Raw genomic sequence first — 26,529 nt, forward strand, 5'->3', positions numbered from 1 at the left:
GAAATATTCTAAGATAGTCCCACACGAGTATTTCAGTTTCGAGGGGGAGTTGGGCATGAGCCGGTCAGAAGAGAGCAGTCAGAAGATTGCCCGCGCAGAGCAGAAGCGGCCGGTTCGCGGGTCGCACCGGGTGATGTCCGCTTCGGGGCGTGTGCCTACCCGCCTGGTCTTTGGGCGGGAGCAGGAACAGAACCCTGCCCCACGTTTTTCCCCGGTGCTGGCCCCGGTGATTCGTACTGTTAAGAAGTTCCACCCTGATGAGAATCTTGAGGTTCTTCAGCGGGCTTTTCAGGTAGCAAACCATTACCATCGGGGGCAGAAACGTAAGAGCGGTGACCCTTATATCACCCACCCGGTAGCTGTGGCCACTATTCTTGCTGAGCTGGGTGCTACCGGCACGGTGCTGGTCGCTGGTCTGCTGCACGATACGGTTGAAGATACCGATTATACCCAGGAGCAGCTAACCGCTGATTTCGGTGCGGAGGTCGCCTACCTGGTAGATGGCGTGACCAAGCTCGATAAGGTGAGTTACGGTGAAAACGCCCCTATTGAGACGATTCGTAAGCTGGTCATTTCAATGTCGCAGGACGCCCGCGTGCTGCTTATTAAGCTGGCTGACCGTCTGCACAATGCTCGAACCTGGCGGTTTGTTTCTGGTGCTTCTGCGGCTAAGAAGGCTGAGGAGACCTTGCAGATTTATGCTCCGCTAGCTCACCGTCTGGGCTTGAACACTATCAAGTGGGAGCTTGAAGATCTGTCTTTTGCCGCAATGAGCCCCGATATTTACGCTGAGATTGTGCGTATGGTCGGTGAGCGCACCCCTAAGCTTGAGAAGTATCTGGCTGAGGCTCGTGTAACCATTGAAGACCGTCTGGCTCAGGTGGGCCTTGAGGGTACTGTGACGGGCCGCCCTAAGCACTATTACTCGATTCATCAGAAGATGAAGACTAAGGGTAAGAGCTTTGATGAAATCAACGATATTCTGGCTGTGCGTATCATGGTGGAGACCGAGGCGGATTGCTATACCGCTTTGGGCCATGTGATGTCCTTGTGGATGGCTGTGCCCGGTCGTTTTAAGGATTACATTAAGCAGCCTAAGAATAACCATTACCAGTCGCTGCACATGACGGTGCATGGGCCTGGCGGGCTGCCTCTTGAGGTTCAGATTCGCACCTATAAGATGCACGAAGAGGCTGAGTATGGTGTGGCTGCGCATTGGCGCTATAAGGCTGCTTCACGGGGGGAGAAAGTTGATCTTACCCCCAAGGAGCCGAGCACCCATACTGCTGCTTTCAATATCGGGATTTTGCAGTCAATTTCTGAGATTTCCTCATCTAACCCTGAGTCTGAGCAGTTCTATCAGCAGTTGTCTGAGCGCCTAGAGACTGATGAGATTGTGGTCTTTACCCCGCAGGGTAAGCCGATTACTTTGCCGGTGGGCGCTACCCCTGTTGACTTTGCTTATGCTATCCACACTGAGGTGGGGGACCGCACTATTGGGGCCAAGGTCAACGGTAGGCTGGTGCCCCTGCATACTGAACTTGAGACTGCTTCTACGGTTGAGATTCAGACGACCAAGGACGAGAACCATGCCCCGAGTGAGGACTGGCTGAAGTTTGTGCGCACCAGTAAGGCTCGCACGAAGATTCGCCAGCACTATGCTAAGGGTCGGCGTATTGAGGCCATGAACCGGGGCAAGGAACGCGTGGTGAAGGCTATGCGCCAGCACGAGTTGCCTTTGACGAAGATGATGACGCCGGAGCTGATGCTTCAGGTGGCTCACGATCTGCATAAGCACGATGTTGCCAGCCTCTACCATGCTGTGGGTGAGAATGAGGTTGAAACCCAGGCTATTATTACTTCCCTGGTGAACCTCTACTACGGTGAGGACGAGGTTGATCAGGCTGTTGAGCTTGATAGTTTTGATGCTTCTTTGGTCTCTAGCCGCCCGTCAGCTGGTGACGATAATGGTGTGGTCGTGCCCGGTGCTGAGGGTATTTTGACGAAGATTGCTCGCTGTTGTACCCCTGTTCCGCCTGATGAGATTGTGGGTATTGTGACCCGTTTGCAGGGTATTTCGGTGCACCGCACTGATTGCCCTAATGTGCTGAGTCAGGCTGATGATCCCCGCCAGACCGCGGTGGAGTGGGCCTCCCACAGTAATTCTGTCTACCGGGTTTCGATTCAGGTGGAGGGCATTGACCGTAAGGCTTTGCTATCTGATACTATCCGTGTGATTTCTGAGGCTGGCTGCAATATTGTAGATGCCAAGGTGCACACCAGTGATGACCGTTTTGCGGTGAATCGTTACACCGTGGAGCTTTCTGACCGGTTCATGCTGGAGCACCTATTGAATCAGATTCGTAACGTTCCAGGTATTTATAATGCTTACCGTCTGACAGGTTCCCGCCCCCTGAAGAATAAGCAGGGCTAGATTTCATGTGCGGCGGCTGCTACTTGGTGGGCTAAATGTTGGGCTCTCAGCAGGGCCGGGGACTTTCGGGCTAGGTGCTCTCGGGCGCTTTGTAGCAGCAACTGCGGGGTGACGCTGTTGTGGCTGTCGATCAGGATTTCTTTGACGATCATCAGCTCTTGGTCATCGGTGGAGTGAATGATGATATCTAGGGCTGTTTTGAGTGGGCTGGTTAGTTTGATGGGGCCGATTGTGATGGTTTCGTAGGGGCGCAGTACAGCCTGGTGGGTAGCGAACCCTGCCCGATAGGGGCGGGGGAGGTTGCACCTGTTATCACGGTCGTAGTCTACGTGTAGCCGCCCTTCTGGTAGTTCTGGCAGGTAGCCTAGTACCCAGGCAGCGGTGCTTCGTGAGTAGCGGATACGGTGGTGATACCCTGACGGGGTGAGTAGGCCTAAGCTGGCGGCCCGGGTGAGGGGCGTGGGCTCATCTTCTGCTTCCCGGTAGATATCGTGGTGAAAGGGTACGAGGTTGCGGTCTTTGATGAAGGCTCGCCAGAGGCGGGTTTGTAGCCCCGTGGTTTCTTGCGTGTAGAGGCGGACGAGGGTGGGTGAGTTTTGCCAGCTTACTTGCTGGTTCTCAGCCTTGATGGGTGCGAATGATTTTTTATCGCGGGCGATAATTTGCAGGGTATTGCCTGCCCTGAGGGGGCCTGGGGCTAGGGGCAGGGGTAGCTCGGAGAGAGCACCAAGTGAGTTGAGATGTGCCATGCCTATGTTTCTAGCACACTGAGAAAGGTGCGGGCTTGGGATACTAGCAGATTGTGGATAACGTCCCTCATCAGAGCTTATTTATCCACAGAAATCCCCCGCCTACCGGCCGGTAGACGGGGGTTCCTTGTCATAAAGACGTCACAGAAAATGCTGGGGTTTAGGCACCGAACTCAGCGGAAGAAGCCTTAAGGGTCTCTAGCCACTGCTTGCGGGCGTCCAGGGCTTCCTGGGCCTTCTTAATCTTCTGGGCGTTGCCGCTCGCTTCAGCCTTGGCCAGGTCTGCTTCTAGACCGGCAATAGCGTCTTCAAGCTGGGTGAGCATGGAGTTGGCGCGGGCCTGCTTAGCGGGGTCGGTCTTCTGCCACTTAGCGTTTTCGGCGCGGTGGATTTCGTCTTGAACCTTACGCAGCTCCTGCTCGATACGGCGCACGGAGTTGCGCGGTACGCGTCCGATGGCCTCCCAGCGGTCAAGGATACCTTCTAGGGATTTCTTGGCTGCGGTGATATCGGTGACGGGCAGGATGGCGCGGGCTTCTTCAAGCAGGGCTTCTTTAGCTTCGAGGTTTGCCTCAAATTCCTTGTCCAGTTCGGCGTTAACGGCGGTACGGGCGTCGAAGAAGACGTCCTGGGCTGCACGGAAGCGGGCCCAGAGGGCGTCATCTTCCTTGCGGGTGCCGCGGGGGGCAGCCTTCCATTGGTCCATTAGGTCGCGGTACTTAGCGGTGGTAGCGCCCCAGTCGGTGGAGTTTTGCAGGGCTTCAGCTTCAGCGATGAGTGCTTCTTTCACGCGCTTAGCCTTGGCGTTTGCTTCATCGAGCTGGGAGAAGTGGGCGCGGCGGCGGCGGTCGAAGCTGGTGCGGGCTGCACGGAAACGCTTCCACAGCTCGTCCTCGATGCTCTTGGCTAGGTGATGTTCTTTCTGGGTTTTCTTCCACTCTTCAAAAAGCTCGTTCATGCGGGCGTGGGAGTTCTTCCAGTGAATGCTGGAATCGTCTTTAGCTACGATAGTTTCAGCTTCTGAGACGATGGCTTCGCGGGCTTCGAGGGCAGCCTGGCGGGCTTCGGCGTTTTCAGCTTTTTCTGCTTCTTCACGCTCATTGATTTTGCTGACCAGGGTAACTAGGCGTTCTTGTAGGGCTGCGTAGTCGCCAACCATGTTGCGGGCTGCAACCTGCTGGCCCAGGTGGGCTGCGGCTTTCTGCAGGTCGGCGGCTTTGGCTTTGCGCTCTACGCGCTCTTCAAGCAGGGCAACCTGAGCTTCAAAGTTCTCAAATTTGCGGGCAAAGTAGGTGAGGGCTTCGTCGGCGGTTACGCCGGGTACCTGGCCTACTGCGTATTCTTCACCGTCAACGATGACGAATACGTGGCCGTCTTCGTCTACGCGGCCGAACTGGCGGGCCTTTTCGAGGTCTACGTTGAGGGTGGTGTCGTCGGATTGGGTAGTCACCGCTATAACTCTTTTCGCATCAGTAGTGGGGGAGTATGTCTCCCTGTTTAAGTAATGAAAAGCGCACCAGACCGGGCCGTGTCGATAGGGCTGGTTGCTGCTTCATGGTGAGGCGGCAATAATCTATCGGGCGCAGGTGGCGCAGTTACCAGCATAGCGTGTTTGTGGCGCTTACGGGTGTAATTACCGGGCTGGTGCCCCTTCGGTCTAGTATTAATAGGGACTGTGCTCTTTCAAGAGATTGTTTCTTGGGTGAGGGCAGGCTGTTTACTTCGACCGTTTTCATTCGATAAAAGGGGAGCACATGGCTCGCAAACAATCGCTTTCTGGTTTTCCGGAGCACCTGCCTGAGGAGCGCCTGGTAGAGAATTTTGTTCTCGATACTTTGCGAGAGACCTTTGAGCTGCATGGTTTTTCCTCGATTGAGACTCGTTCGGTTGAGACCATTGAGCAGCTTCTGCGTAAGGGCGATATTGATAAAGAGGTCTACGCTGTTTCTCGCCTTTTGGACGATGCGGACGAGTCCCGCAGTGGCAAGAAAGAAAAGCTGGCCCTGCACTTTGATTTGACCGTACCTTTTGCCCGCTACGTGGTAGAGAACGCCGGTTATCTTTCTTTCCCTTTCATGCGCTACCAGATTCAGAAGGTGTGGCGTGGTGAGCGCCCCCAGGAGGGTCGTGCCCGCGAGTTCACTCAGGCTGATGTGGATGTCGTTGGCGATGGCACCCTGCCTTTCCGCTACGATGTGGAGCTGGCCCTGGTCATTGTTGATGCGCTCTCTAAGTTGCCTATCCCTGATTTCAAGTTGCGGGTTAATAACCGCAAGCTCTCGGAGGGCTTCTACCTGGGCCTTGGCCTGACCGATACTGCCGGGGTTCTGCGCAATATCGATAAGCTTGAAAAGATTGGTGCGGACGCCGTCGCCCAGCTCCTTAAAGAGGAGGTCGGCGCTACCGATGAGCAGGCTGCTGCCGCTTTGAAGCTGGCTAGCATCCGCGCTGAAGATGTTTCTTTTGCTGACCAGGTGCGGGCCTTGGGCGTAACCCATCAGCTACTTGATGAGGGTCTGGCAGAACTGACCGAGGTGATCGGTGAGGCTGCTAAGCGCGCCCCTGGTAGGGTCGTTGCTGATCTTTCTATTGCCCGCGGCTTGGACTACTACACCGGTACTGTTTATGAGACTGTGCTGGTGGGCCACGAGCAGCTAGGTTCTATATGTTCTGGTGGCCGCTATGAATCTCTGGCCTCAAATGGTAAGAAGACTTACCCTGGTGTGGGCTTGTCCATTGGTGTGACCCGCCTGGTGGCTCGTATCTTGTCTCAGGGTTTTGCTGAGGCTACTCGTAAGGTGCCCACCGCCGTCCTGATTGCCCTCACTAACGATGAGATGTGGTCAGGTGCCCAGGATGTGGCCGATGCCTTGCGCGCCCGCGGGGTTGCCTGTGAGGTTTCCGCTACTGCCGCTAAGTTTGGTAAGCAGATTAAATATGCTGAGAGGCGCGGAATCCCCTTTGTCTGGTTCACCTCAGTAGGGGAGAGCGGCGAGCTGACCCATGAGGTTAAAGATATCCGTAGCGGCGAACAGGTAGCCGCAGACCCCGCCACCTGGGCGCCACCTGCCGAGGACCTGCACGTGCGCGTGCTCCCTACCGCCTAATTCACACCCGACTAACCGGTGCCAGGTGCACCACAACACGGTAAAATCGGGTGCAAACTGAACTTTTACAGTGCCTCCCGGTACCGTGCCCCATCGAAAGGAACTCAGTGCTACGCACTCATACCCTCGGCGAGCTGACCGCCGAGAACATCGGAGAAACCGTTACCCTCTCTGGCTGGGTATCTCGCCGCCGCGACCACGGTGGCGTGGCCTTCGTTGACCTGCGTGACCGTGAAGGTGTCACCCAGGTAGTTTTCCACAATGAAGCCGACTTCGAGCACCTGCGCAACGAGTACGTCCTCAAGGTTGTGGGCGAGGTAACCCGCCGCCCTGAAGGCAACGAGAACCCCAACCTGACCACCGGTGAGATTGAGGTGATGGTCAAGGAGACTGAGGTGCTTAACACGTCAGCGCCTCTACCTTTCCAGATTGATGAGCACGTTGAAGTGGGTGAAGAGGCTCGCCTTAAGTACCGTTACCTTGATTTGCGTCGCCCGGAGCCTGCCCGTCTGATGCGTCTGCGCTCGGAGGCTAACCGTGCAGCCCGCGAGGTTTTGCACGGCCAGAGCTTCACCGAGGTTGAGACCCCCACCTTGACTCGTTCCACCCCTGAGGGTGCCCGTGACTTCTTGGTGCCTGCGCGCCTGGCACCTGGCTCCTGGTATGCCTTGCCTCAGTCGCCCCAGCTTTTCAAGCAGCTTTTGCAGGTGGGTGGCCTTGAGAAGTACTACCAGATTGCCCGCTGCTACCGTGATGAGGACTTCCGTGCCGACCGTCAGCCTGAGTTCACTCAGCTTGATATTGAGGCTTCTTTCGTTGATCAGGAAGACATTATTGACCTGGGTGAGCGTATTGTTGAGGCGGTCTGGGGTCTTATTGATGTGAAGGTTCCCCGCCCCATTGAGCGCATCACTTATAAGGACGCCATGCAGAAGTATGGTTCAGATAAGCCTGATTTGCGCTTTGGCCTGGAACTGACTGAGCTGACTGACTACTTCAAGGACACCACTTTCCGCGTCTTTAAGGCACCTTATGTTGGTGCTGTTGTGATGCCTGGTGGTGCTTCTCAGGCCCGCCGTACTCTGGATGCTTGGCAGGAGTGGGCTAAGCAGCGCGGCGCTAAGGGTTTGGCTTATGTGCTGATTCAGGAGGACGGCGAGCTGACCGGCCCCGTTGCTAAGAACATTACTGATGCTGAGCGTGAGGGCCTGGCTGAGGCTACCGGTGCTAAGCCCGGTGACTGCATCTTCTTTGCCGCCGGTGAGGCTAAGGCTTCCCGCGCCCTGCTGGGTGCAGCCCGTGTTGAGATTGGCCACCGCACCGGCCTGATTAAGGAGGGCGACTGGTCTTTTGTTTGGGTGGTTGATGCCCCCATGTTTGAGTCTGCCGCTGACGCTACCGCTTCTGGTGACGTTGCCCTGGGCCACTCTGCCTGGACTGCTGTGCACCACGCTTTCACTTCACCTAAGCCTGAGTTCCTTGACTCTTTTGATGAGAACCCTGGTGAGGCCCTGGCCTATGCTTACGATATTGTTTGTAACGGTAACGAAATTGGTGGCGGTTCTATCCGTATTCACCAGCGTGATGTGCAGGAGCGTGTCTTCAAGGTTATGGGTATTACTGAGGAAGAGGCCCAGGAGAAGTTCGGCTTCTTGCTGGAGGCTTTCAGCTTCGGTGCGCCCCCCATGGGTGGTATTGCTTTCGGCTGGGACCGTGTGTTGCAGCTAATCGGTGGCACTGATTCAATTCGTGATGTGATTGCCTTCCCCAAGACCGGTGGCGGCTATGACCCGCTGACCGCAGCCCCTGCGCCGATTACCGCGCAGCAGCGTAAGGAAGCCGGTGTGGACTTCAAGCCTAAGAAGGACGGCGAGAAGTAAGCGCCCCTTCTCGGGCTGTATAGCAGTTTGCCTTGATGTTCCGAGAAAAGTGCCCAGGTTTTTGCTGGGCACTTTTGTGTAGGTGGGTGTGTCTTACTGGCTTGGAAGGAAATGGTGTATGGAACCTTCTCTGTTCTTTTTTGATGATTCTCAGCCCGATACCGATAGTGAGCAGGTGACGCGTAGGCGGGAACGGGCTCCTTTGGCGGTGCGTATGCGCCCGCGTAGCCTCGATGAGGTGGTGGGGCAGAAGCATTTGCTGGGCCCTGGCTCACCTTTGCGGGTTCTGGCGGGTGAGGGTGGTGGGCCGGCTGGCCCGAGTTCGGTTATTTTATGGGGCCCGCCCGGTACAGGTAAGACTACGCTGGCCAACGTGATTGCCGGGGGAGCCGGGCGTAAGTTTGTTGAGCTCTCTGCCATTACTGCCGGGGTTAAGGACGTTCGCGCCGTCATGGATCAGGCCCTTGAGGACCGTGATTTTCGTGGGCTGACTACCGTACTTTTTCTTGATGAGATTCACCGCTTCACTAAAGCCCAGCAGGACGCCCTGCTGCCGGGGGTGGAGAACCGCTGGGTGGTGCTGGTGGCGGCAACCACTGAGAATCCTTCTTTTTCGGTGATTTCGCCTTTGCTGTCGCGTTCTATTCTTCTGACCCTGCAGGGGCTCACCGATACAGACATCGCTGAACTGCTCCAACGGGCGGTTGCGGATGCTCGTGGTTTTGCTGGTGTGATTGACCTAGATGAAGAGGCCGCTGAGCATCTGGTTAAGATGGCGAATGGGGATGCCCGTAAGGCTTTGACGTCTTTGGAGGCTGCTGCGGCTGTGGCTTTTGGTGAGGCTGAGGACGCTGAGATTGAGTTTTCGGTGAGTGAGCCTTTGCCGGTGACGGCTGAGCACGCGGCTTTAGCTGTTAACAGGTCAGTTGTGCGCTACGACAAGCAGGGGGATCAGCACTATGACGTCACCAGTGCCTTCATTAAGTCCATTCGGGGCTCAGATGTTGATGCCGCCCTTCACTACCTTGCCCGCATGATTGAGGCGGGGGAGGATCCCCGCTTCATTGCCCGCCGCTTGATGGTGCATGCCAGTGAGGATATCGGAATGGCTGATCCGACTGCCTTGACCGCAGCGGTGAACGCTGCCCAGGCGGTACAGCTAGTGGGGCTGCCCGAGGCTCGTTTGAATTTGGCGCAAGCGACGATTCATTTGGCGTCTGCCCCTAAGTCGAATGCGGTGTATCGGGCTATTGATGGGGCGCTGGCGGACGTCCGCGCTGGCTTGGCTGGGCCGGTGCCGCTGCATTTGCGGGATGGTCATTACCCTGGGGCTGCTGAGTTGGGGCATGGGAGGGGTTATGTTTACCCCCATAATGAGAAGAGTGGGGTGGCCCGTCAGCAGTACGCGCCTGATGCTCTGGTGGGGAAGGTGTATTACTCGCCTACGGTTTTTGGTGCTGAGAAGGAGTTGGGGGATCGGTTGCGGCGTATTAGGGCCTTGCGGGGCTTATAAGTAATGTGGGCTGTTCTGCCGACATCTTAGTGTGCTGCATGCCATACATGTAGGCTGGTGTGTTCTCTGGTTTTTTGCCAGGAAACCTTTAGACTTTTGTGTAGACCTTATAAGGGCAAGGCGCTGAGCACTAGGGTGTACTTGTTCTTTGTAGTGAGGTCACGTCTTTTTACACCTTATGATGAGGATTTATAACATCATGACTCACAATGTTTCACGCCGTACCCTGGCTAAGGGTGCCGCTTGGGCGGCTCCTGCAGTTGTTGCAACCACTGCAATCCCTGCCTATGCTGCTTCCCCTACTGCCTGTAGCACTGCAACTATCAAGGCAATCGATACTGCCTTTGCTGAATTTAAGCAGACCTATCCATGCGCTAATTATGACATGGAGCTTAATATCTACTCCATGGGCGATTTCAACGGTTTCGTTGCCGAAACGTATGTAAACGTTAAAAACAACTCAGCCTGTGAGGCGGTTTTCACTGCTACCAACCCTTTGGTGATGAAGATTGAACTTGTTGACCTCAACGATACTAACTGCTCTTCAACTGGCCGCTCTGTAACGTCAACAGCGACTTCTTGGGGAAACGTGCAGGATCGGGGGTACAACGCTGCCACCAAGACCCGCACCTACATTTGGACATTTGTTGGGGTTATTCCCGCTTCAGGATCTGGAGATAATGAAGCTGACTTCAGGATTGGTATTGGTGATGGCATCTGTGGCTTTGGGCGTATTACAAGCAAGATAGTTCTCACTCCTCTTGCACTTGTGCCCCCCTCACCCAAGCTGCCTGATACTGTTGATCTTACCAATGCGGCATGTGCTGAATACTACAAGTCAAAGCTTGCTGTTCACGAATCAACAACTAAGGCTGCATACACCTTCCGTGGCGATTTGGGTAACACCAACGGTTCAGTTCCTTACACCACTGAAACTCCTGTTTATGTAAACACTCCTGTGGATTCTACTGTTACCGGTAACTTCACTGGCTACGCGAAGACTGATTACTACCGCCGTACCCGCGATGGTATCTTCTAAACAATAGAATTCAGCGTACTGTAATAGCAGAATCAGGATAAGAAACCCTATGGAAGCCCATAGGGTTTCTTCCGTTTTTAGAATGATGGATAAAAATTTGTCCACTAAAGTGTGCATGGAATAGTAGTGATACAAAGAGACTGACTCCTATAAATAATTGATATATTAGGAGAAGATAAGATGGAAACTAGCTAGGTATCTTGTCTGAATACATTTTTCTGTTCATACTAAAGTAATTAGGGGATACGATTATGATTTCACTCAACCGCCGTTCTGCGCTTAAAGCAACTGTAGCGGGTTCACTTAGTTCACTGGCTCTTACTGCTTTACCATCTCAGGCATCTGCTGCAGAGACCAGTTCAGAACCTGCTATTAATCGCGTACTTGCAGCCATGATTGACCAAGCATTTGCTTCATCAAACACCGTTCGCAATGGTGAAATTACTGTTGATTTCTTTTCCCCGCTCTCTGCACTAGATGGTTTCGCTCAAGATGCCTACGTGAATGTTCGTAATAACGACCAAGCACCTACCGAGCACCTACTGCAATTCCGTATTGACCTGCCCAAGACTAGTGTTACAGAAAATTCAGCTACTCGTTGGATGACACGTGCATTGAGCTCCTATGGCAAAGTCGCAGAAATTCATAGCGGAGTAGCTGGGCAAAAATCCTACATTTGGACTATTGATCGTTTCCTGGGCGGTTCTGTTTCCAGTTTCAAGAACTCAGCTGATATGGTCTTTGGTTTTGGTGATGGGCTTTCCCGTAGCGGCCGCATCAAGAACGCAATCGTTGTCACCCCCCTAACTGATGGTGCACCTGACCTGCGTAGCATTGTTGGCGATAACTACGTAAACGATTCCAAAGTTATCGCATACTACGAAGCTGCACGTGCCACCTGGCGTGCTGCTGGCTATGGTTACAAGTACGGTTTTAAGGCTTTCTCAAGTCGCGTACCGGTTACACCTATCGCATGGGGTGAATCAGTTGATTCCCGGATTGCCTTAAACGCTGCACCTTCAGGCCTCAACTACGACCACAACGGCATTTACTAAAATACCCCTCTAACCTAACAGTGTGGACAAACCCACACCGCTACAGCTCTGCCTGCTAGAGACTTCTAGCAGACAGAGCTGTATGCTTAAATCTTGGCTGGCAGACTACCCAAAACGCAGCGTCCGCCCCGGCAAGGGCGCAGAAACTGATCACCGGGTAGCTCGTAGTAGCAAGAGTGCGGCTGCTCTCTACTCTCCACCGCCCAAACCGTGGGCGGCCCACCGGAGGCCAGACCACCAGAACAATGGCACACCCACACCCGTGGGAAAAGCCCAGCACACCACCGTATATGCGTTACAGGCCGTGCCAACCGCTAAAGAAAAGGAATACGAACTGTGGCAAACCACAACCGTACCCGCCGTACCGTGCGTCAGTCACGTGCCCTCGGCATCGCACTGACCCCCAAGGCAGAAAAGTACCTCGAGCGTCGTCCCTACGGCCCCGGCCAGCACGGCCGCAGCCGCAAGAAGGCAGACTCAAACTACGCCACCCAGCTGCGCGAGAAGCAGCGTCTGCGCGCACAGTACAACATCCGTGAAGCACAGATGCGCCGCGCCTACCTCGAAGCCAAGCGCATCGAAGGCCAGACCGGTAAGAACCTGGTCGAGATCCTCGAAACCCGCCTAGACGCCCTCGTCCTGCGCTCAGGTTTCGCTCGCACCATCGCACAGGCACGTCAGCTCGTCGTCCACCGCCACATCATGGTAGACGGCATCCGCGTTGACCGCCCCTCTTTCCGCGTCAAGCCCGGCCAGCTCATCCACGTTCACCCCAAGAGCGAGAAAATGGCACCCTTCCAGGTTGCAGCCACCGGCGCACACCAGGACGTCCTGCCTGACACCCCCGCCTACCTGAACGTAGAGATCGAAAAGCTCCACGCCAAGCTAGAGCGTTCACCCAAGCGTGAAGAAATCCCCGTGACCTGCGAAGAGCAGCTCGTGGTTGAATACTACTCACGCCTGGCCTAAACACGCCAAGCACAACCAGCCCGCCCACCTGCCCCCACAATAGGGACAGGGGAGCGGGCTGGCTCCTTAATGCCATGTAAAGTAAGATTGTTATCAAATCGTGTCCTTTACCAGCCGGGTACCACGGCAGAAAGCAGGAAAGCCATGAGCGGAGCAGATATTGCAGGCCTCATAGCCGCAGGAGTATTCGCAATCCTCGTGGCCCTGCTCGCCCTACCCATCCTCAAACTCGGCAAAGTCTTCGACGAACTCACCGCAACCATACGGTCCCTCAACAACGAAACCACCCCCCTCATCGGTGAAGTCACCAAAACAGTGGCCAGCACCAACGCCCAAATCGACAAGGTAGACAACATCACCAGCAACGTCTCTGACGCCTCAGCAAACGTTTCTGCCCTCTCATCCCTCGTCACCTCCACCGTAGGCCAGCCCCTCATCAAGGTCGCCGCCTTCTCCCACGGCATCCGCAAAGCAGTGAAGCGAGACGCCCCCTCCTCATCAGCGGCACCCACCGCAACAAGCTCACCCGCTGCAGCACAACCCCACCCCGGCAGCTCAACTGAAGGCCACTAATGGGACTGCTCAAAAATGTACTGCTCATCGCCGGTGGTGCCGCCGCAGGCTATCTAGCCACACGCACCCGCACCCCCTCACCAGCGTCCACCGACCTTGAAGTCTCAGCCCGTCACACCCTGCAACGATTCACAGCAGAAAATAGCACCATGGCTCACTTTTTTGACTCCAAATACGGCGCCCCCTTCAAAGGCGCAGCCCTCAAAGCCATCAGCTTCGCAGCCACCGTCAAAGCAGGTATGGACGAAAAAGAAACCGAACTCAAAGAGCGCTTCGACACCCAAACCAAGGACGTCCGCCCCGGCTCACTCGACACCTGGCAACAGCAAGGTACAGCACAGCAACTAGACGACGGCCTGATCATCGAATCAGAAGCCCTGCCCCCGTCTCAGAAACTGACCGGGCGTGAAGCCGAGATACGACGCCGCCTAGAGCGCGATGCTGAACTCGGCAAAGACTTTTTCGCATAAGCGAACCACCCAAGATTTAAAACCAACCGAAGGAAGAAAGCCTCGATGCTCTCACAGGAAATCTCAAAGCGCTGGATCGAATTCTTCGAAAAGCGCGGGCACACCGTAGTTCCCTCAGCCTCACTCGTATCACACGAGCCCGGTGCCATGTTCACCATTGCAGGCATGGTGCCCTTCATCCCCTACTTCCTAGGCCGTGAGACCCCCAAGTTCTCCCGCGCAGTGAGCGTACAGAAGTGCATCCGCACCCTCGACATTGATGAAGTAGGTAAAACTGCCCGCCACGGCACCTTCTTCCAGATGGCTGGTAACTTCTCCTTCGGTGACTACTTCAAAAAGGACGTTATCCCCTGGGCCTACGAGCTGCTCACCTCCTCAGTTGAAGATGGCGGCTATGGCCTAAACCCTGAGCGCCTCTGGGTTACCGTCTACGAAGGTGACACCGAAGCCTACGACATCTGGACCAAAGACGTAAACTTCCCCGCCGAACGCATCCAGAAGATGGGCATGGCAGAGAACTACTGGTCAACCGGCCAGCCCGGCCCCGCAGGCCCCGACTCCGAAATCTTCTACGACCGCGGCCCCGAATACGGTAAAGAAGGTGGCCCCGCAGCAGATGATGACCGCTACATCGAAATCTGGAACCTGGTCTTTATGCAGTACCAGCGCGGCGAAGGCACCGGCAAAGACAGCTTCGAAATTCTAGGCGAACTACCCAAGAAGAACATCGACACCGGCCTGGGTGTAGAGCGCCTAGCCATGCTCCTGCAAGGTGTAGAGAACTTCTACGAAACCGACCAGGTGCGCCCCGTCCTTGATGCCGCCTCAAAGCTCTCTGGCAAGAAGTACCACGGCTCAGAAAACGCCAACGATGCGGGCTACGAAGACGACGTGCGCATGCGCGTGGTTGCCGACCACATCCGCTCATCCCTCATGCTCATCGCAGACGGCGTGACCCCCTCCAACGAAGGCCGCGGCTACATTCTACGCCGCCTCATGCGCCGCGCTATCCGCGCCATGCGCCTGCTGGGCGTCACCGAGCCCTGCCTGCCCGTCCTCTTCCCCGCCTCAAAGGACGCCATGGCCGGTGCCTACCCCTACGTTGCAGAAGACTTTGAGCGTATCTCACGCATTGCTTACGCCGAAGAGAAGGCCTTCCTTAAGACCATCGAATCTGGCACCACCCGCCTAGAAGAAGCCGTTGCCTCAGCTAAGGCCGCCGGCAAGGGCGAAGTCTCAGGTGCAGATGCCTTTGCCCTGCACGACACCTACGGTTTCCCCATCGACCTAACCCTCGAAATGGCTGAAGAAGCTGGTGTAAAGGTTGATGAAGCCCAGTTCCGTGCCCTCATGGAAGAACAGCGTCACCGTGCCCAGGCCGATGCTAAAGCTAAGAAGGGCGGCATGGCCGACCTCTCAGTCTTCCGCCAGCTCGCTGACGAACGCGGCTCAATCTTCACCGGCTACAACGAGCTACGCACCGAAACCACCCTGCGCGCTATTCTCGTCGATGGTGTCTCTGTACCCGCGGCCTCTGCCGGTCAGAAGGTTGAGATTGTTCTCGATGAAACCCCCTTCTACGCAGAAGCAGGTGGCCAGGCCGCCGATACTGGCGTTATTACCGGCAGCGGCTTCATCATCGACGTCTCAGACGTTCAGCAGCCGGTCAAGGGCCTCTCCGTCCACCGTGCTATTGTGCGCGAAGGTGAGGTCGCTGCTGGTGTTCCCGTGGTAGCCCAGGTTGATGTACAGCGCCGTCAGGACGGCGAAAAGGCCCACTCCGGTACCCACATCATCCACGCAGCCTTGCACCAGGTACTCGGTAACGAGGCAACCCAGCGTGGCTCCTTCAACAAGGAAGGCTACCTGCGCTTTGACTTTGCCTGGAGCGAAGGTCTTTCCGACGCCGCAAAACAGGAAGTTGAAGAGGTAGCTAACACCGCTATCCGCGATAACTTCCAGACCATCACCCGCGAAATGCCCCTGGACGAGGCCAAGAAGCTGGGCGCCATGAGCCTCTTCGGTGAAAAGTACGGTGACACCGTGCGCGTCGTCGAAATGGGCGGCGACTTCTCCCGAGAACTCTGCGGCGGTACCCACGTTGGTTCTACCGCCCAGATTGGTTCCCTGACCCTGCTCACCGAGCAGTCCGTCGGTTCAGGCAACCGCCGTGTTGAGGCTCTAGTCGGCCTGGATTCCTTTAATCACCTGGTTGCTGAGCGTACCCTGGTCAACCAGCTCACCGGCCTGATGAAGGTGCAGTCCTCCAATGAACTGCCCGAAAAGATTAACCAGACCCTGGCAAAGCTCAAGGAAGCTGAGAAGGAGCTAGCTAAGCTCCGCAAGGAGAAGCTCCAGGCTGAGGCCGGTAAGCTGACCGAAACCGCCCAGATGGTTGGCTCCGTCCGCACCCTACTGCACAATGCGGGGGAGCTAGATGCCAACGCCGTGCGCGAGCTTGCCCTTGACCTGCGCTCACGCCTGGGTGAGGACGCCGCCACCGTAGCAGTTGCCGGTGTCAATAATGGCCGCCCCGTCATTCTGGTTGCCACCAACCAGGCTGCTCGTGACGCTGGTGTGAAGGCAGGCGCCCTGGTCCGTATTGCCGCCGGTGTGCTTGGCGGCGGCGGTGGCGGTAAAGACGACGTCGCCCAGGGCGGCGGCCAGGACGCCACCAAGATTGACGAGGCTTTCACCGCTATTCGATCAGCTATCTCAGAGCTGGGAGCCTAACCCAGTGACCTTCACCAGAGGCCGCCGCATGGGAGTCGACGTGGGTAACGCCCGCGTCGGCCTGGCCCTATGCGACCCCGACGGCATACTCGCAACACCCCTCAAAACCCTGCGCCGAGATCTCAAAAAGAACTCGGACCGGCGGGTACTTCGCAAACTTATTGAGGTTAACGAAGTCACCGAAGTATTTGTGGGGCTACCCAAAACCATGCGCGGGGGAGAGAGCCCCTCAACCCTCATGGCTCGCGAGTATGCCGAGGCCCTGGTGGAAGAACTCGCTGCCGATGGTGCATCTGTGCCCGTATGGTTGGTCGATGAGCGACTTACCACGGTCAGCGCTCACCGCTCACTGCACGAGGCCGGGGTGTCGAGCAGAGATTTTAAAACCATGGTCGATCAGGTAGCTGCCGTCAACATCCTGCAGCACGCTGTTGACACTCTCAAAGCTGGTCAGCACCTAGCTGGCTACCAAGTTGAGCTCAGTGACCCACACGATGCGCTTATTCCCAGAACCTCCACAGACGAAACGGAGAACCCGAATGACTGAAAACTCGAGTTCTAACCGCCCCCCGCGCCATATGGCTAAGAACCACCAGACCGACCTGGACGGGCTATTAGCCTCCAATAAAGAGACCTCCAACAGCTACAGCTTTTTTACAGCCATTGACGAAGACGAATACACTGCAGATGAGCGTGCCAGAACCCGCCGCCGCTCCCGCAACTTCATTATTTCCGCTGGCCTAGTATTTGCAGTAGCCCTGGTGCTCATCGTCTCAGTGTTAGCACCCCAGTTCGGTTGGTTTGAGCGTAAAGACTTTGCGGGCGATGGTAACGGCACCGAGGTTACTTTCACCATCCCTGAGGGAGCTTCGGCAATTGGTATCGCTAATTCTCTAGAGGAGCAGGGCATTATCGCTAATGCTGACCGCTTCCTCAAGGAGTATTCTGAAAAAGGTCAGGGCCAGTTCTTCCAGCCTGGTGAGTACACGATGCAAGAAGAGATGAGTAGTTCTGCTGCCCTGGGCGAGCTCTTGCGTTTTGATGAGGCTAACACTAACTATGTTGCTGTTGCCCGTACCTGGCGTATGGATAAAACTTTTGAGGCTCTATCAGCTGGCACCGGTATTAGTGCCCAGGAGTTCAAGGCCCTGTCTACCGACCCGACCCGCTTCGGCATACCCTCTCAGTTCCCCACCATTGAAGGTTTCCTCTTCCCCGGCGAATACCGCTTCCCCAAGGACGCCGATGCTCAAGAGATTCTGCAGATAATGGTTGATAACACCTTCAAGGCCCTGGAGGAAGCTGGCGTTTCGGGAGACGACCGCATTTTCCATGTGGTCACTGTTGCCTCCATCCTGGAATTTGAGGGCCGTGAGGCTGACTATTACCCTATTGCCGGGGCTATTGAGAACCGCATGAACAACCCTGAGGGTGAGACCAGCGGCTACCTTCAGTCTGATGCGACTGTGGCCTACGGTCTGGGTATTCAGAGCTATCACATCTCCAACGAGCAGAAGCAGGACGCCAACAACAAGTACAACACCTTCTACTACAAGGGGCTACCGGAAGGTCCCATCGGTTCTCCGGGTCTGGCTGCCATTAAGGCTGCTGCTAACCCTGAACAGAACGACTACTACTTCTGGGTGACCGTTGATCTCTTTACCGGAGAAACTCTCTTCGCGAAGACCTACGAGGAACACCTCAAGAATGTTGAAGTGTACAACCAGTTCTGTGCGACTCATGAAGGTGTCTGCTCCTAATGAATGGGCAAGTAGCAAAGTGCCCCAAGGCTTTTGTCTTGGGGCACCCCATTACACACAGTAAGTCACCCCTCTTGCACCGGGCTGCCTACCAGGTGATGGGCCTCGACATCAGGTATGAGCGTTTAGATACCCGTGAGAATCAGCTGGCAGAGGTTTTTGCTCGCTATACTCCGCAGCAGGGCACCCGCGGTTTTTCCGTGACCATGCCCCTCAAATCTGCGGTTAAGGGCTACCTCGATTATTTGACTCCCTTTGCTCAAGCCGTGGGTGTTGTTAATACTGTCTACTGGCAACAGGGCCCCGACGGTAAGTTCGTCTCGTACGGTGATAACACCGATGTCTCAGGTATTGTCAATGCCCTGCGCCAGGCAGGTTTTACAGGTCAGCCTGTCACCCCTGCCATTATCGGTGGTGGTGGCACCGCAACCGCAGCCCTAGCTGCTGTGCGCGCTATGGGAGCTCAGAGCGTCCGTGTCTTTGTGCGAGATGCTAGCCGTGCTCAGGGGGTTGCGGACGCCGCCACCCGCCTGGGTTTGCGCCTTGACTTCCTGCCCATTGCCGACTTTGCTCAGCGGTACGCCGAGTTCGATATTACTATTTGCACCCTACCAGCGGGGGCTGCTAACCATTTGCTGGCTACTGCTGGCACAGACCAGCAGGCCGGTTACCTACTTGATGTTTCGTATGACCCTTGGCCATCGGCCTTAGCCGAGGAGTGGGAATCTCTCGGTGGGGTAGTGACCAGCGGCTTAGAGATGCTGATGTATCAGGCTGTAGACCAGGTGAAGCTTTTTACCGGTCACCCCCGGTCGCTCCCACTGCCACAACAAAATGAGGTTCTTGCGGCCATGCGTCACGCAGTGGGTCTTCCTGTGACGGGCTTTGCCCCTGAACCGATTAACGAAATCAGCTCAATCATTCGCTGAGACTCTTTATACCGAATGATGAAGCGGCGGTTTGCTATCGACCGCTATTTTTGGAAATCTTAGAACACAAGACTCATAGGCAAAGGTAAAGAAGGTTAGAGATGCTGCGTTGGCTCACAGCCGGTGAATCCCACGGTGAAGCCCTGGTAGGAATTATTGAAGGCGTACCGGCAGGTGTTGAACTTACCAGTGAGATGGTGCGCGATGCTCTAGCCCGCCGCCGCCTCGGCTACGGCCGCGGTGCCCGCATGAAGTTTGAAGAAGACCGCGTGCGCATCCTGGGCGGTGTGCGCCACGGCAAGACCCAGGGCGGGCCGGTAGCAATCGAGATTGCTAACACCGAATGGCCCAAGTGGGTTGATGTTATGTCATCTGACCCTGTTGACCCTTCCCTGATTGAAGGTAGGGCCCGCAACGCGGCTCTTACCCGCCCCCGCCCCGGTCACGCAGATTTCGCTGGCATGCAGAAGTACGGTTTCGATGAGTCCCGCCCCATTCTGGAGCGAGCCAGCGCCCGTGAAACCGCAACCCGTGTCGCCCTTGGCGTTGTTGCAGCCCAGATTCTCAAGGCTCTAGGCGTGGAGCTTGTCAGCCACACTACCGCTATCGCCGAGGTGGCAGCCCCTGCTGATGCCCCGCGTCCTACCCCTCGTGACGTTACCGCCCTCGACGCTGACCCCCTGCGCTGCTTTGATGCTGCCACCTCTGAGGCCATGGTAGCTACCGTAGACCAGGCCCATAAGGACGGCGAAACCCTCGGCGGCGTGGTTGAGGTTCTAGCCTACGGCCTACCCCCGGGACTTGGCTCCTACGTCCACTGGGATCGCCGCCTTGATGCCCGCCTGGCTGCTGCCCTCATGGGCATTCAGGCCATCAAGGGCGTAGAGGTAGGCGATGGTTTTGAAACTGCCAAGCGCCCCGGTACTCGCGCCCACGACGAAATTGTGCCCGGCGAGCACGGCGTACAGCGAGTCTCAAACCGTGCAGGCGGTATCGAAGGCGGCATGACCATTGGCGACCTGCTGCGCGTCCGTGCAGCCATGAAGCCTATCGCCACCGTACCTAAGGCCCTGGCAACCATCGACACCGCCACCGGTGAGGTCGCCCGCGCCCACCACCAACGCTCAGACGTGTGTGCGGTACCTGCTGCCGGTGTTGTCGCAGAGGCGATGGTGGCGCTCGTTCTTGCAGAAGCTGCCCTCGAGAAATTTGGTGGAGACTCCATCACTGAAACCCGCCGCAACATGGACTCCTACCTAGCTGCCATTCCCGAGTCCCTGGCCTGGGAATCTAACGTAGCAGGGTGGGACGCCTAACCATGACCCCCCGATCACGTGACCACGCGATCGACATGACCGAGGTTCTCGCACCCAACCAGGTGCGTGAGGTGCAAGAAACCTATATCGAAAAATCCCGGCCGGTCGTGATCATCGGCCCCATGGCAGCAGGAAAATCGTATATAGGCACGCACCTGGCGCGCTTCTACGGCTACGAGTTCCTCGATTCTGACCACCTCATCGTTGAACAATACGGTGAGGTGTCACAAATATTTGCTGACTACGGTGAGGCAGAGTTCCGTCGTATTGAAGCAGAGGTTATCCGGGAGGTGCTGACCTCACCTGCCCGGCGCAACACCATCTTCTCCCTAGGCGGGGGAGCGCCCATGACCTCAGAGGTAGCTAGCCTGCTCAAAGACGAAACCGTTATCTATATTAAGGTCGATGCTGAGACTGTGGCCCCGCGCATTCAGAACAGCAAAACCCGGCCCCTTCTGCAACCTAACCCAGTGCAAAAGTGGACCGAAATTTTCAAAGCCCGCCGCAGCCGCTACGAAGAGCTAGCCAGCTACACCCTTGACGCCCGCGGCGGCAGAGGAATTGCAGACATGGCAGCAGAAATTCAGAACTTCATCATCAAAACCCGAAAGGCTCAAGCGTGAGCGACCAGGCTACCACCGTCATCCCCGTTACCGGCACCCAGCCTTCTGAAAACTACGATGTCTATGTAGGCCATAACCTGCTCGGTGCAATCCCTGAGATTCTCGGTAACCGCACCCAGCGCATCCTGGTCATTCACCCCCGCGCCCTGCGTTCCACCGGGGAGCTGGTCATGGAGCAGATGCGTACAGCAGGTTTCCAGACTTTTTCTGCTGAGATTCCGGACGCCGAAGAAGGCAAACACATTCAAGTAGCAGCTTTCTGCTGGCAGGTACTGGGTCAGAATGATTTCACCCGCACCGATGCGGTAATCTCCGTAGGCGGCGGTGCAGTCACCGACCTGGCCGGGTTCGTGGCAGCTACCTGGTTGCGTGGAGTCCGCGTCATTCACATTCCTACCACGCTACTGGGCATGGTGGACGCAGCAGTCGGCGGTAAGACCGGTATCAACACCGCAGAGGGCAAGAACCTGGTAGGAGCCTTTCACCCACCGGCCGCCGTCCTCTGTGAGCTAGGAGTGCTACGCACCCTACCTGAGCATGAACTACTGACTGGCATGGCCGAAGTCATTAAGTGCGGTTTCATTGCAGACCCGGTGATACTCGATCTGATGGAGGCAAACCCTGCTGCTATTCGTGACTCACAATCTGATGTGGTGCGGGAACTGATTGAGCGTTCTATCCGGGTTAAAGCTGAGGTCGTGTCGGAGGACCTGAAAGAATCGGGCCGCCGTGAATTCCTCAACTACGGTCACACTCTGGGGCACGCCATTGAACATGCCGAGCGTTTCCAGTGGCGTCACGGGGCTGCTGTAGCGGTCGGTATGGTCTTCGCCGCAGAGCTTTCCCTTGCAGCTGGTTACCTTGATGAAGCAACCGTTGAACGTACTCGGGCTATCTGCACCGCCCTTGATTTGCCCACCACCTACCCGGCAGACCGGTGGCCCAAGCTCCTTGACACCATGCGCCGTGATAAGAAGGCCCGCGGTAACATGCTGCGTTTTGTGGTACTTGAAAGCTTGGGTAAACCCCGTATCTACGAGGTGCCTGACGATTCCATTCTTTACATGACCTACCAAGAAATTGCCGCCTAATGCGTAGGGACCAGATTACTCCCAAAGTACTTCATGCCAAGACATACCATTGAGAGTAATCTGGTCCCTAATATCTCGTGTGAGCCTCACCAAGAAACTCCGCAAACGTGCAAAGCACACTGTAGACTTATCTACGGTTTACCCCGCAACGCTTATTGAAAATTTCAGTTTAGAGGAGAGTCTGTTGGCTACTACCGCAGATATCAAGAACGGTGTCGTTCTCAAGATTGACGGCAACCTCTGGTCCGTCATCGAATTCCAGCACGTCAAGCCCGGTAAGGGTGGCGCTTTCGTGCGCACCAAGCTCCGCAACGTCACCTCCGGCAAGGTTGTTGATAAGACTTTCAACGCTGGTGCCAAGATTGAGACCGCAACCGTGGACCGCTCCGACTACCAGTACCTCTACCAGGACGGCACTGACTACGTCTTCATGGACATGAAGACCTACGACCAGATCAACGTATCTGAGGTCACCGTGGGCGACGCCGCCAAGTACATGCTGGAAAACCAGACTGCAACCATCGCCATGCACGAAGGCTCACCTCTTTACATTGAGCTTCCTGCCTCTGTCGTCCTTGAAATCACCTACACCGAGCCTGGCCTGCAGGGTGACCGTTCCACCGGTGGCACCAAGCCTGCAACCGTAGAGACTGGCGCTGAGATCCAGGTACCTCTCTTCCTGGAAACCGGCACCAAGGTTAAGGTCGATACCCGTACCGGCGATTACCTCGGCCGCGTTAACGACTAAGCACCGTGAATTCAAGAACCAAAGCTAGACTTCGCGCCCTGGAAGTCCTGTTTGAGGCTGATCAGCGCGGTGAGGACGTCATTGACGTCCTAATTCGCCGTCGCACCTATACCTCAGCACAGATTTCTCTCTACTCTGAACAGATTGTTCGTGGCGTCCGCGACCACGACGAAGAGATCCGTGAGTACATTGAAACCTACGCCCAGGACTGGACTATGGACCGTATGCCCAGCGTAGACCGTGTGGCTCTGCGCCTGGGTGCCTGGGAACTCCTCTTTAACGATGAGGTCCCTGATGCTGTGGCTATCTCAGAGGCAACCGGCCTGGTTCGCCTGCTATCGACCGATGATTCACCCAAATTCGTGAATGGTCTGCTCGATCGCCTGCGTCAGGTAAAGCCCACCTTGCTGGCCTAGACTCATAGGTATCATCTACATGAGAAAAACCCACCTAGTCGGTGGGTTTTTCTGGTTTAATCGCTAGCTATTGAAACGTGTCTCACGTTTAGCCCTGATGAGGGTGAACATGGTAGATTGAGGGGTGACAGCAACCTTTAAATTCGTCCTGTGAGGCGGGGAAGGAGGCCGGCATATGACCGATACCAAGGGTGTATCCACCGACCAAGCAGTAGGCTCTCACCGGGTTATCTTGGAGTCAGCCGACATTGAGCGAGCACTTACACGCATCGCACACGAAATTCTTGAAGCCAATAAGGGCAGCGATAACCTGGTTCTTCTAGGTATTCCGCGCCGGGGCTTCCCCTTAGCGCAGCGTCTGGCAGAAAAAATTGCCCAGACTGATTCTGGGTTTAACCCTGCTTTTTCTTTGGGGCAACTCGATATCACCATGTACCGTGATGACCTGCTCTCCAAACCGGGGCGGACGCCTGAGCCCACCCGCCTGCCCGCAGCAGGAATTGAGGGGCGCACCGTTGTGCTAGTAGATGACGTCCTTTTCTCCGGTCGTACTATCCGCGCTGCTCTTGATGCTCTTAAAGACTATGGCCGGCCCGAAGCCGTCCGCTTAGCTGTGCTGGTTGACCGGGGCCACCGCCAGCTGCCTATCCGTGCTGATCATGTGGGGAAGAATCTTCCCACCAGCACTCACGAATCTGTGAAGGTTCTGCTTTCGCCTATCGACGGTGGGGATGACAAAGTTATCATCTCTCAGCCTGCCCGCTCCATGACCTCAGCTCAGGAAGGAGGGGAGTAGCCGTGCGTCATCTGCTTGATACCAAGGATCTCTCCCTGGATGAAGCCCTCAATATCCTTGATACCGCGGATTACATGGGCGAAATCGGCAAGCGCGAAGTGAAGAAGCTACCTGTCTTGCAGGGCCGCACCGTGGTCAACCTCTTCTTTGAAGATTCAACCCGCACCCGCCTATCTTTTGAGGCCGCCGAGAAGCGTCTTTCTGCTGACATCATTAACTTCTCTGCCAAGGGTTCCTCGGTCTCTAAGGGCGAGTCGCTCAAAGATACCGCCCAGACCCTAGCGGCCATCAACGCTGATGCGGTGGTTATCCGCCATAGTGCATCAGGGGCACCGCAACGGCTGGCTGAGGCTGGCTGGATTGATGTTCCGGTGCTCAACGCGGGGGACGGCACCCATGCCCACCCCACCCAGGCTCTGCTGGACGCTATGACTCTGCGCCAGTTCAAGGCTCAGGTTGAGGGGGTAGCAACCCGTGGCCTGACCCTTGAGGGACTGCGCGTAGCCATTGTGGGCGATATTCTGCACTCTCGTGTGGCCCGCTCCAATCTCTGGTTGCTTCATACCCTGGGTGCAACCGTTAAGTTCGTTGCCCCGCCCACCCTGCTCCCGGTTGATATTGACAGCTGGCCTGCAGAGATTTACTACAACCTCGATGACGCTATCGAATCTGGGGTCGATGCGGTCATGATGCTCCGCATTCAAAAAGAGCGTATGAATGCTGCCTTCTTCCCTTCCTCAGAGGAATACTCGCGGCTGTGGGGCCTAACCCCTGAACGCTTTGCCCGTCTCGATGCTGCCTCCCATGAGACTGCCATCCTTCACCCCGGCCCGATGAACCGTGGTCTTGAGATCTGTGCTGAAGCAGCCGATTCGCCTCGCTCCTGGGTGCTGCGCCAGGTAACCAACGGGGTGTCTGTGCGCATGGCGGCACTTTACTTACTCATGACCGGTGGCTCTGCCCAAGACTTCTACGCTCATTCCTAAGCCTGCACGAAAGAGAAACAATGACTGAATCTGTTTACCTCATTAAAGGCGCCTCACTCTTAGGTGAGAAAACCGCCGATATCCTCGTCAAAGACGGCCTCATCGCCGAGGTCGGCCAGAACCTTGAGGACGCTACCGCCCAGGTCATCGAGGCAGAAGGGCTCATTGCCCTGCCTGGCTTCGTTGACCTTCACACTCACCTGCGCGAACCTGGCCAGGAAGACGCCGAAACCGTTGAAACCGGTACTCGCGCAGCAGCCCTGGGCGGCTACACCGCCGTCTTCGCTATGGCTAACTCAAACCCTGTGGCTGATACCGCTGGTGTTGTGGAGCAGGTCTACGAGCTGGGTAAGAACTCCGGCTGGGCCAAGGTACAGCCTATTGGTGCTGTGACCGTTGGGCTAGCAGGGGAGCGTCTCTCCGATATTGGTGCTATGGCTGAATCCCGTGCCCAGGTACGCGTCTTCTCAGATGATGGTGTCTGCGTGTGGGATCCTGCCCTGATGCGTCGCGCCCTGGAATACGTCAAAACCTTTGACGGCGTGATTGCCCAGCACGCCCAGGAGCCCCGCCTGACGGAAGGCGCCCAGATGAACGAAGGGCAGGTATCCGCTGAGCTCGGTATGGCTGGTTGGCCTGCTGTGGCTGAAGAGTCCATCATTGCCCGCGATGTGCTGCTGGCTGAACACGTTGGTTCCCGCCTGCACATCTGCCATCTCTCCACCAAGGGCTCGGTTGAGATTGTGCGCTGGGCTAAGGAACGCGGCATTAAGGTGACCGCTGAGGTGACCCCCCACCACCTGCTGCTCACTGATGAACTGGTGCGCACCTACGACCCGGTGTATAAGGTGAACCCGCCCCTGCGTACCGAAGAAGACGTTATGGCCCTACGCCAGGCTGTAGCCGACGGCATCATCGACGTGATCGGCACCGACCATGCGCCCCACCCGGCTGAGTCCAAGGACTGCGAATGGGCCTGCGCTGCTAATGGTATGACCGGCCTGGAACAGGCTCTTTCCATTATCCAGAAGACCCTAGTTGACACCGGCTACATCACCTGGCCTGACGTTGCCCGCATCATGAGCACCAAGCCTGCCGAAATCGGCCTTGCAGCTGACCAAGGGCGTCCGCTCGAAGCGGGGGAACCTGCCCACCTGGTACTGGTGGACCCTGCCGCTACCCGCGTGATTGAACCTGCCGACCAGGCCACCAAGGGCAAGAACAATCCCTTCCGGGGCTTGGAAGTGCCCGGCGCGATTATTGCCACCTTCTACGGCGGCCACCCCACCGTACTCGATGGCAAGCTCAACACCCCCGTCCGCTAAATAACTGCTAGGAGTGC

The 26,529-nt window shown here is 56.3% G+C and carries 23 protein-coding genes; 21 read left to right on the top strand and 2 right to left on the bottom strand.

Annotated features, from left to right (window positions below):
- Nucleotides 1-55: 55 nt before the first annotated feature.
- Nucleotides 56-2,434 carry a RelA/SpoT family protein gene (locus ACED87_RS05330; protein ID WP_449082882.1) on the top strand — a complete coding sequence of 793 codons (2,379 nt, stop codon included), beginning with the start codon at nucleotides 56-58 and terminating at the stop codon, nucleotides 2,432-2,434.
- Here the strand turns inward: ACED87_RS05330 and ACED87_RS05335 are convergent.
- Both ACED87_RS05335 and ACED87_RS05340 read right to left on the bottom strand, forming a co-directional pair.
- Nucleotides 2,431-3,183: a hypothetical protein gene (locus ACED87_RS05335; RefSeq protein WP_449082884.1), complete on the bottom strand. Its 753-nt coding sequence runs from the start codon at nucleotides 3,181-3,183 to the stop codon at nucleotides 2,431-2,433. The genes ACED87_RS05330 and ACED87_RS05335 overlap by 4 nt on opposite strands.
- Before the next feature lie 160 nt (nucleotides 3,184-3,343).
- Entirely contained in the window at nucleotides 3,344-4,633 is a 1,290-nt protein-coding gene (locus tag ACED87_RS05340; RefSeq protein WP_449082885.1) for a DUF349 domain-containing protein, read from the bottom strand.
- A 304-nt stretch (nucleotides 4,634-4,937) separates the two neighbouring features.
- Here ACED87_RS05340 and hisS point away from each other — a divergent pair, with 304 nt between their 5' ends.
- The 20 genes from hisS to ACED87_RS05440 all read left to right on the top strand — a co-directional run bounded on the left by hisS (nucleotide 4,938) and on the right by ACED87_RS05440 (nucleotide 26,512).
- Nucleotides 4,938-6,290 carry a histidine--tRNA ligase gene (gene hisS, locus ACED87_RS05345; protein WP_449082887.1) on the top strand — a complete coding sequence of 451 codons (1,353 nt, stop codon included), beginning with the start codon at nucleotides 4,938-4,940 and terminating at the stop codon, nucleotides 6,288-6,290.
- A 107-nt stretch (nucleotides 6,291-6,397) separates the two neighbouring features.
- Nucleotides 6,398-8,170: an aspartate--tRNA ligase gene (aspS, locus tag ACED87_RS05350; protein WP_449082889.1), complete on the top strand. Its 1,773-nt coding sequence runs from the start codon at nucleotides 6,398-6,400 to the stop codon at nucleotides 8,168-8,170.
- A gap of 118 nt (nucleotides 8,171-8,288) precedes the next feature.
- Nucleotides 8,289-9,683 carry a replication-associated recombination protein A gene (locus tag ACED87_RS05355; RefSeq protein WP_449082891.1) on the top strand — a complete coding sequence of 465 codons (1,395 nt, stop codon included), beginning with the start codon at nucleotides 8,289-8,291 and terminating at the stop codon, nucleotides 9,681-9,683.
- Between the two features lie 199 nt (nucleotides 9,684-9,882).
- Nucleotides 9,883-10,722 carry a hypothetical protein gene (locus ACED87_RS05360; protein WP_449089666.1) on the top strand — a complete coding sequence of 280 codons (840 nt, stop codon included), beginning with the start codon at nucleotides 9,883-9,885 and terminating at the stop codon, nucleotides 10,720-10,722.
- Between the two features lie 251 nt (nucleotides 10,723-10,973).
- Nucleotides 10,974-11,777, top strand: a complete 804-nt coding sequence (locus ACED87_RS05365) for a hypothetical protein (protein ID WP_449082895.1) — start codon at nucleotides 10,974-10,976, stop codon at nucleotides 11,775-11,777.
- A 336-nt stretch (nucleotides 11,778-12,113) separates the two neighbouring features.
- A complete protein-coding gene (rpsD, locus tag ACED87_RS05370; RefSeq protein ID WP_449082897.1) occupies nucleotides 12,114-12,746 on the top strand; it encodes a 30S ribosomal protein S4 in 633 nt (210 codons plus the stop codon).
- Nucleotides 12,747-12,890: 144 nt separating this feature from the next.
- Nucleotides 12,891-13,319 (top strand): DUF948 domain-containing protein, encoded by a 429-nt coding sequence (locus tag ACED87_RS05375; RefSeq protein ID WP_449082899.1) that lies wholly within the window; start codon nucleotides 12,891-12,893, stop codon nucleotides 13,317-13,319.
- Nucleotides 13,319-13,789 (top strand): peptide chain release factor 4, encoded by a 471-nt coding sequence (locus ACED87_RS05380; RefSeq protein WP_449082901.1) that lies wholly within the window; start codon nucleotides 13,319-13,321, stop codon nucleotides 13,787-13,789. The genes ACED87_RS05375 and ACED87_RS05380 overlap by 1 nt, the downstream gene beginning before the upstream one ends.
- A 45-nt stretch (nucleotides 13,790-13,834) precedes the next feature.
- Entirely contained in the window at nucleotides 13,835-16,522 is a 2,688-nt protein-coding gene (gene alaS, locus ACED87_RS05385) for an alanine--tRNA ligase (protein WP_449082903.1), read from the top strand.
- 28 nt (nucleotides 16,523-16,550) lie between these two features.
- Nucleotides 16,551-17,069, top strand: coding sequence for a Holliday junction resolvase RuvX (gene ruvX, locus ACED87_RS05390; protein WP_449083055.1), 519 nt, complete (start codon nucleotides 16,551-16,553; stop codon nucleotides 17,067-17,069).
- A complete protein-coding gene (mltG, locus tag ACED87_RS05395) occupies nucleotides 17,062-18,282 on the top strand; it encodes an endolytic transglycosylase MltG (protein WP_449082905.1) in 1,221 nt (406 codons plus the stop codon). The genes ruvX and mltG overlap by 8 nt, the downstream gene beginning before the upstream one ends.
- On the top strand, nucleotides 18,282-19,211 hold the full coding sequence (locus ACED87_RS05400) for a shikimate dehydrogenase family protein (RefSeq protein ID WP_449082907.1): 930 nt from the start codon (nucleotides 18,282-18,284) through the stop codon (nucleotides 19,209-19,211). Before mltG ends, ACED87_RS05400 begins: the two co-directional genes overlap by 1 nt.
- Before the next feature lie 101 nt (nucleotides 19,212-19,312).
- Complete coding sequence (gene aroC, locus ACED87_RS05405) at nucleotides 19,313-20,527, top strand: chorismate synthase (protein ID WP_449082909.1); 1,215 nt, start codon at nucleotides 19,313-19,315, stop codon at nucleotides 20,525-20,527.
- A 2-nt stretch (nucleotides 20,528-20,529) separates the two neighbouring features.
- Nucleotides 20,530-21,150, top strand: a complete 621-nt coding sequence (locus ACED87_RS05410; protein WP_449082911.1) for a shikimate kinase — start codon at nucleotides 20,530-20,532, stop codon at nucleotides 21,148-21,150.
- Entirely contained in the window at nucleotides 21,147-22,241 is a 1,095-nt protein-coding gene (gene aroB / locus ACED87_RS05415) for a 3-dehydroquinate synthase (protein ID WP_449082913.1), read from the top strand. The genes ACED87_RS05410 and aroB overlap by 4 nt, the downstream gene beginning before the upstream one ends.
- A 184-nt stretch (nucleotides 22,242-22,425) precedes the next feature.
- On the top strand, nucleotides 22,426-22,989 hold the full coding sequence (gene efp / locus ACED87_RS05420) for an elongation factor P (RefSeq protein WP_449082915.1): 564 nt from the start codon (nucleotides 22,426-22,428) through the stop codon (nucleotides 22,987-22,989).
- Between the two features lie 5 nt (nucleotides 22,990-22,994).
- Complete coding sequence (nusB, locus tag ACED87_RS05425; RefSeq protein WP_449082917.1) at nucleotides 22,995-23,405, top strand: transcription antitermination factor NusB; 411 nt, start codon at nucleotides 22,995-22,997, stop codon at nucleotides 23,403-23,405.
- 175 nt (nucleotides 23,406-23,580) lie between these two features.
- Nucleotides 23,581-24,201: a bifunctional pyr operon transcriptional regulator/uracil phosphoribosyltransferase PyrR gene (gene pyrR, locus ACED87_RS05430; RefSeq protein WP_449082919.1), complete on the top strand. Its 621-nt coding sequence runs from the start codon at nucleotides 23,581-23,583 to the stop codon at nucleotides 24,199-24,201.
- Nucleotides 24,202-24,203: 2 nt separating this feature from the next.
- The gene (locus ACED87_RS05435; RefSeq protein ID WP_449082921.1) at nucleotides 24,204-25,187 is read left to right on the top strand and encodes an aspartate carbamoyltransferase catalytic subunit; all 984 of its coding nucleotides are present in this window, start codon (nucleotides 24,204-24,206) and stop codon (nucleotides 25,185-25,187) included.
- A 20-nt stretch (nucleotides 25,188-25,207) separates the two neighbouring features.
- The gene (locus ACED87_RS05440; protein WP_449082923.1) at nucleotides 25,208-26,512 is read left to right on the top strand and encodes a dihydroorotase; all 1,305 of its coding nucleotides are present in this window, start codon (nucleotides 25,208-25,210) and stop codon (nucleotides 26,510-26,512) included.
- Nucleotides 26,513-26,529: the final 17 nt, after the last annotated feature.

The organism is Rothia sp. 32237D007AR, from assembly GCF_053544675.1.